Origin of the sequence: Streptomyces sp. SID5910 (assembly GCF_009862125.1) — a bacterium.
Classification (GTDB): domain Bacteria; phylum Actinomycetota; class Actinomycetes; order Streptomycetales; family Streptomycetaceae; genus Streptomyces.
Map to the genome: position 1 here is coordinate 1 of NZ_WWHX01000216.1, position 5,802 is coordinate 5,802.

General features: G+C 73.2%; 6 protein-coding genes and 1 pseudogene. 6 read left to right on the forward strand and 1 reads right to left on the reverse strand.

From position 1 onward, the window contains the following. From GTW67_RS07550 to GTW67_RS07570, 5 genes and pseudogenes are all read left to right on the forward strand, one after another. Positions 1-448, forward strand: a pseudogene (locus GTW67_RS07550) (3-oxoacyl-ACP synthase); the annotation flags it as partial. 67 nt (positions 449-515) lie between these two features. Beyond that, positions 516-1,220, forward strand: coding sequence for an SDR family oxidoreductase (locus GTW67_RS07555; RefSeq protein ID WP_161164029.1), 705 nt, complete (start codon positions 516-518; stop codon positions 1,218-1,220). Between the two features lie 141 nt (positions 1,221-1,361). Continuing rightward, positions 1,362-2,933, forward strand: a complete 1,572-nt coding sequence (locus tag GTW67_RS07560; protein ID WP_161164034.1) for an acyl-CoA carboxylase subunit beta — start codon at positions 1,362-1,364, stop codon at positions 2,931-2,933. Next, positions 2,930-3,154, forward strand: coding sequence for an acyl-CoA carboxylase epsilon subunit (locus tag GTW67_RS07565; protein ID WP_161164030.1), 225 nt, complete (start codon positions 2,930-2,932; stop codon positions 3,152-3,154). The genes GTW67_RS07560 and GTW67_RS07565 overlap by 4 nt, the downstream gene beginning before the upstream one ends. Before the next feature lie 133 nt (positions 3,155-3,287). After that, positions 3,288-4,178 (forward strand): thioesterase II family protein, encoded by an 891-nt coding sequence (locus tag GTW67_RS07570; protein ID WP_161164031.1) that lies wholly within the window; start codon positions 3,288-3,290, stop codon positions 4,176-4,178. 35 nt (positions 4,179-4,213) lie between these two features. Here the strand turns inward: GTW67_RS07570 and GTW67_RS07575 are convergent, their stop codons facing one another. After that, entirely contained in the window at positions 4,214-5,026 is an 813-nt protein-coding gene (locus GTW67_RS07575) for a BTAD domain-containing putative transcriptional regulator (RefSeq protein ID WP_161164032.1), read from the reverse strand. Between the two features lie 249 nt (positions 5,027-5,275). Between GTW67_RS07575 and GTW67_RS07580 the strand changes: the two genes are divergently transcribed. Continuing rightward, positions 5,276-5,802 (forward strand): beta-ketoacyl [acyl carrier protein] synthase domain-containing protein (locus GTW67_RS07580; RefSeq protein ID WP_161164033.1); only part of this gene is annotated, 527 nt, incomplete at its 3' end.

Consider the following 5,802-nt stretch of genomic DNA (forward strand, 5'->3'; position numbering starts at 1 on the left):
TGGCGCTGCGACCGACGCCCACCACGCCACCGCGCCGCATCCCGAGGGGCGCGGTATCCAGCGGGCGCTGCGGCAGGCACTCGCGGACGCCGGCGTCTCGCCCGGCGAGGTCGACCACGTCAACGCACACGGCACGTCCACGCCGATGAACGACCTGATCGAAGGCGCGGTCCTGCGCCGGGTGCTGGGCGAGCGTCCCGCCGTGGCCTCGACGAAGGGGGTCACCGGGCACGCCCTGGCAGCCGCCGGCGCGATCGAGGCGGCGTACACCGCGCTGGCGGTGGAGCGTGGCACCGTTCCGCCGACCGCCAACCTGGAGCGGCGCGACCCGCGCATCGATCTCGACGTGGTCAGCGGTGCTCCCCGCGCGGTCGGCATCGATGTGGCCGTCAGCACCTCGCTCGGCTTCGGCGGGCACAACGCCGCCCTGGTGCTGACCGCGGTCTGACACCCTCCCCCCGGCCCGTGCCCGCGCTCGCGCGGCGCGGGTGCGGGCCAAGCGAAAGGAATTGCACATGAGCAGGTCCGTGCTGGTCACGGGCGGCAATCGGGGCATCGGCCGGGCCGTCGCGGAGGCGTTCGCCGCCGACGGTGACCGGGTGGCGGTCACCCTGCGCTCCGGGCGGCCCCCGGCGGGGGCCCTGGGTCTCACCGCCGACGTGACCGTGCCGGAACAGGTCGAAGCGGCTTTCAAGGCGGCCGAGGCGGAGCACGGGCCGGTGGAGGTGGTGGTCGCCAACGCCGGTGCCACGCGGGACACCCCGGCGCTGCGGATGACCGAGCAGGGCTTCGACGACGTGCTGGCCGCCAATCTGCGCGGCGCGTTCACCACGGCCCGCAATGCCGTGCGCGCCATGCTGCCGGAGCGGCGCGGCCGTCTCGTGCTGCTGTCGTCGGTGCTGGGCTTCACCGGGTCGCCGGGCCAGACCAACTACGCCGCCGCCAAGGCCGGACTGGTGGGTCTGTGCCGCTCCCTGGTGTGGGAGCTGGCCGATCGCGGGATCACCGTCAACGTCGTCGCGCCCGGCATCATCCGCACCGACATGACGGCCGGCATCGGCGAGGGCCGGATGGCGGAACTCATGCGGATGACCCCGCTGGGACGGCCCGGAACGGTCGGCGAAGTGGCCGCGGCGGTGCGCTTCCTCGCCTCGCCGGAGGCGGGGTACATCACCGGGGCGGTTCTCCCCGTGGGTGGTGGCCTCGGCATGGGGCTGTGAACCGTGGCGTGCGCGTCCGCGGCTCCGGCGGCGGTGACGCGGCGGCGCCGCGGAACGGACAGAACCGGGGCGCCCGTGACCGGGCGTCCGCGACCCGAGGAGGCAACGATGGCATATCAGGAGGCTGACCGTCGCGCCGCGATGCCCGGGGGCGGGCCCCCGGTGGACGAAGCGCACCACCGCGTACAGCGGTTGCGCACGCTGAAGCGGTCCGTGTCCGCCGGTGATCCGCACGCCACCCGGCGACTGCGCGACAAGGGCAGGCTGACGGTGCGGGACCGGCTGGACCTGCTGCTCGACCCCGGCTCGTTCCGGGAGATCGAACCGCTGCGGCGCCACCGCGCCACCGGCTTCGGCCTGGAGGACCGCCGACCGCACACCGACGGGGTGGTGACGGGGTGGGGAACGGTGTACGGGCGGCGTGTCTTCGTCTACGCCCACGACTTCCGGCTGTTCGGCGGGACGCTCGGTGAGGCCCACGCCGAGAAGATCCACAAGGTGATGGACCTGGCGCTGGCCGCCGGGGCCCCGCTGGTCTCCCTCAACGACGGGGCGGGCGCCCGCGTCCAGGAGGGCGTGAGCGCACTGGCCGGCTACGGCGGCATCTTCCGCCGCAACGTCCGAGCCTCGGGTGTGATCCCCCAGATCAGCGTCATGCTCGGGCCGAGCGCCGGGGGTGCCGCCTACTCGCCGGCGCTGACGGACTTCGTGTTCATGGTGCGCGGAACCTCGCAGATGTTCGTCACCGGCCCGGACGTGGTACGCGCCGTCACGGGCGAGGACGTCGGCCATGACGGGCTCGGCGGTGCCGACGTGCACGCGGACGTGTCGGGCGTGGCGCACTTCGTGCACGAGGACGAGGAGAGCTGTCTTCAGGACGTGCGGTACCTGCTGACCCTGCTGCCGTCCCACAACCGCGAACTGCCTCCCGACCACCCGTCGCACGACCCCGCCGACCGGCGCTGCGAGACGTTGCTCGATCTGGTCCCGGCGGACGCGAACCGCTCCTACGACGTCCGGCGGGTGATCGGGGAGGTGGTGGACGACGGCGAGTTCCTGGAGGTGCACGAGCGGTGGGCGCCCAACGTGGTGTGCGCCCTGGCCCGGATGGACGGGCAGGTCACCGGATTCGTGGCGAGCCAGCCCGGGCACACCGCCGGCGTGCTGGACATCCATGCCTCCGAGAAGGCCGCCCGGTTCGTGCAGATGTGTGACGCCTTCAGCATCCCGCTGGTGACCCTGGTGGACGTGCCCGGCTTCCTGCCCGGCGTGGGCCAGGAGCACGGCGGCATCATCCGGCACGGGGCGAAGCTGCTGTACGCGTACTGCGACGCCACCGTCCCCCGTGTCCAGGTGGTCCTGCGCAAGGCGTACGGTGGCGCCTACATCGTGATGGACTCGCGTTCCGTCGGGGCAGACCTGTCCTATGCCTGGCCGGGCAACGAGATCGCCGTGATGGGCGCGGAGGGGGCGGCGAACGTCGTGTTCCGGCGGCGTATCGCCGGGGCCGACGATCCAGAGGCCATGCGGGCGAAGCTGGTGGAGGAGTACCGGCAGGAGCTCATGCACCCCTTCCATGCCGCGGAGCGCGGACTGGTGGACGACGTGATTGACCCGGCCGACACCCGGTCGGTGCTCGTCGACGCGCTGCGGATGCTGAGGGACAAGCACGCCGACCTGCCGGCCCGCAAACACGGGAACCCCCCGCTGTGAGCGGCCAGTCCCCCGCGGGCGACGCCGCTCCCCTGCTCCGCGTCGTGCGGGGCGAACCGGACGCGACCGAACTCGCGGCACTGCTCGCGGCACTGGCCGGGCGTGGTGTCCCGGCTGCCGCGGGACCCGCACCCGACGAAGCCCCGGCGCGTCCGGCGACCTGGCGGCGAGCGGTCGGCGGCTGTTCACCCCGGTCCTGGCGCCAGGCGGGCCACGGGTGAACCGGTCCCCCGGGCCGCGCTCCACCCGCGTGCGCGAACACCTGGAGCCACACGTCGGATGCCCGGCGGGAGGAGCCCGCCGAAGCGGCCGGAGTTCCGGCCCGGCACCGGCTCTGTCCGAGGAGGCGAGACCATGCGAGTCAACACTGAACCGCGTGACGCGGCGGCGCTGAGCCACGCACACCGTCGCTGGACGGTACCGCTGAGGCCGGCGCGCGGGGTTGCCCGGGGCCGCGTCGTGATGTTCCCGCACGCCGGTGCGCGAACAGCGCCCTACCGGCCGCTCGCGGACCTGCTGCCGGACGACCTCGACGTGCTGGGCGTACTGCCGCCGGGCCGCGAGCTGCGGCACGCGGAGGCGCCGCGGTACACGCCCGAGGACGCCGTGGCGGGGGTGACCCGGGAACTGGCGGCCTCGGCGGCGGAGCCGGGCGCCGCTCCGCCCACGGTGTTCTACGGACACAGTCTCGGTTCGCTGCTCGCCGTGCTGACGGCCCACGCGGCAGACCGGCGGGTCGCCGCACCCGCGGGAGGCGGCGGTTGCGCGGAGCTGGTACTGACCTGCGGCATGCCGGGCACCCGCGGCTGCACGCGCGCCGCAGGCGGACGGGAGCCTGCCACCCTGGCGGCGGTGTTCGCCGGTCACGGACTGCCGGAGAACGCCCTGTCGGCTCCGGAACTGACCGCGGAGCGACGCGTCCTGGCGCACGACCTGCTGGTGGCGCACCGCGCGATGGCGGCGGTCGACCCGGTCAGGCTGCGCCGGCCGGTCACCGTGCTGTCGGGTGCGGACGACCCGCTGGTGCCCGCGGTCACGCTGCCCCTGTGGGCCCCGTTCACCACGGGCCCCTTCAGGGGCCGGGTGGTGGAGGGCGGGCACTTCTTCCCCTTCGCCCCGCAAGGCCGGGACCTGGTGGCCGCGGAGCTGGCCGCCGCGGCCCGCCGGGCGGCGGCCGGGCGTCCCTCGCCGGCCGGCCGCTCCCGGGAGGGGAGGCGGGGCGTTCCGGTCGCCCGGGCCGCCTGACGGGCCTCCCTGCCCGCGGTCCGGCCGCGGTGGTCTCAGGCCACCGCGGCCAACTGGCGGCTCAGTTGCTCCTGACTGAGAGCCTGGGATGCCTCCAGCACGGTCCGTTGCAGCCACTGAAGGCGCGGTGAGGGCTCCAGGCCGAGCTCGCCCGCCATCGCCGACCGCAGCGCGGCGTAGACGTCCAGGGCCTCCCCGCGCCGCCCCGACAGGTAGAGGGCGGTCATCAGCCGTTCGTGCAGCGCCTCGTCGTGGGGATGCAGTGCGGTCAGGGCACGCAGTTCGCCGATCACCTCCGAGTACCGGCACAGCCGCAGGTCGAGGGAGAGACGGCGGAACAGCACCACCTTGCGGTCCTCCTCCATGCGCAGCAGGTGGGCGGTGAGAACGGGGCCGGCGGGCACATCGGCCAGGGGCTCGTCACGCCACAGCGACAGGGCCTCATTCAGCCGCTCCGACGCCAGCTCCGTATCTCCCCGGTCCTCCGCCTCGTCCGCCTCGCGCACCAGCCTTCGGTGTTCCGCGAGATCGCTGCGCTCGACCGCCAGGGCCAGCCGGTATCCGGTCGGTTCGGTGACGAGAAGGCGCTTGGGATCCGCTGCCGAGCCGGCTTCCCGGCAGGCCTGCGCCAGCCGTTTGCGGATCTGCAGCACGTTGTTCTGGATACCGGTCGCGGCGCTGACCGGCACCGCGTCGTCCCACAGTTCGCGCTCGATGGTGCCGACCTGCGCGACTCTCCCCGGATTCATCACCAGCATCGCCATCAGCTTTCGTGCCTTGATAGCCGTGGGCACCACGGAGCGGCCGGCGATCGTCACGCTCAGCGGCCCCAGCACTTGGACGTCCACCCGTTGTCTCCTCACGGATCCGTACGCATACCTTCGTACATCGGTGAGTCTGAGTTCATCCATGCATCACAGTACACGAATGCCTGCGACGGCCCGACTTCCCCCAACTCGACTGCACACGCGCGAATATGACGCTCCGCTTGTCACCGTATCGAGATGCTTTCCGGCTGCTCTCGCGGGAACCGCACCGAGGGACAGTGCCCTGTAGTCCATCTTTGGACTGCGATACGCACCGGAGGGAGAGACCTCATGACGCAGCCGACGGACTCCTGGATCGCGGTCGTCGGAATGGGCTGCCGTTTCCCGGGAGCGGCGGACGTCGGACAGTTCTGGGAGCTGCTGCGGCGTGGCGAGGACGCGGTCGGTCCCCTGCCCGCGGACCGGCCCGCGCTGGCGAAGTGGTCGGCGGGCGCCGCGCCTCCCTATGCCGGCACCGTGCCGGACCTGCTGGACTTCGACCCCGCCTTCTTCGGCATCTCGCCCCGCGAGGCGCGGTTGATGGACCCTCAGCAGCGCATGCTGCTGCACGTCGTCTGGGAAGCGCTCGAGAGTTCGGGGATACGCCCCTCCACCCTGTCCGGGACACCGACGGGCGTCTACGTCGGCCAGGCGACCGGTGACTACGCCGACCTCTGCGGCCCGGCCGCAGGCTCGGACGCGGGCGCCATGGCCGGCAGCCGGCTGCGGGCGGTGACGTCGGGGCGGCTGTCGTACGCGCTGGATCTGCGCGGTCCCAGCCTGACCGTCGACACCGCCTGCTCGTCCTCGCTGGTGGC

Excerpts from the sequence above, each read along its gene's own strand:
- GTW67_RS07555 (WP_161164029.1), top strand. The coding sequence starts at position 516 with ATGAGCAGGTCCGTGCTGGTCACGGGCGGCAATCGGGGCATCGGCCGG.
- GTW67_RS07570 (WP_161164031.1), top strand. The coding sequence starts at position 3,288 with ATGCGAGTCAACACTGAACCGCGTGACGCGGCGGCGCTGAGCCACGCA.
- GTW67_RS07560 (WP_161164034.1), top strand. The coding sequence starts at position 1,362 with ATGCCCGGGGGCGGGCCCCCGGTGGACGAAGCGCACCACCGCGTACAG.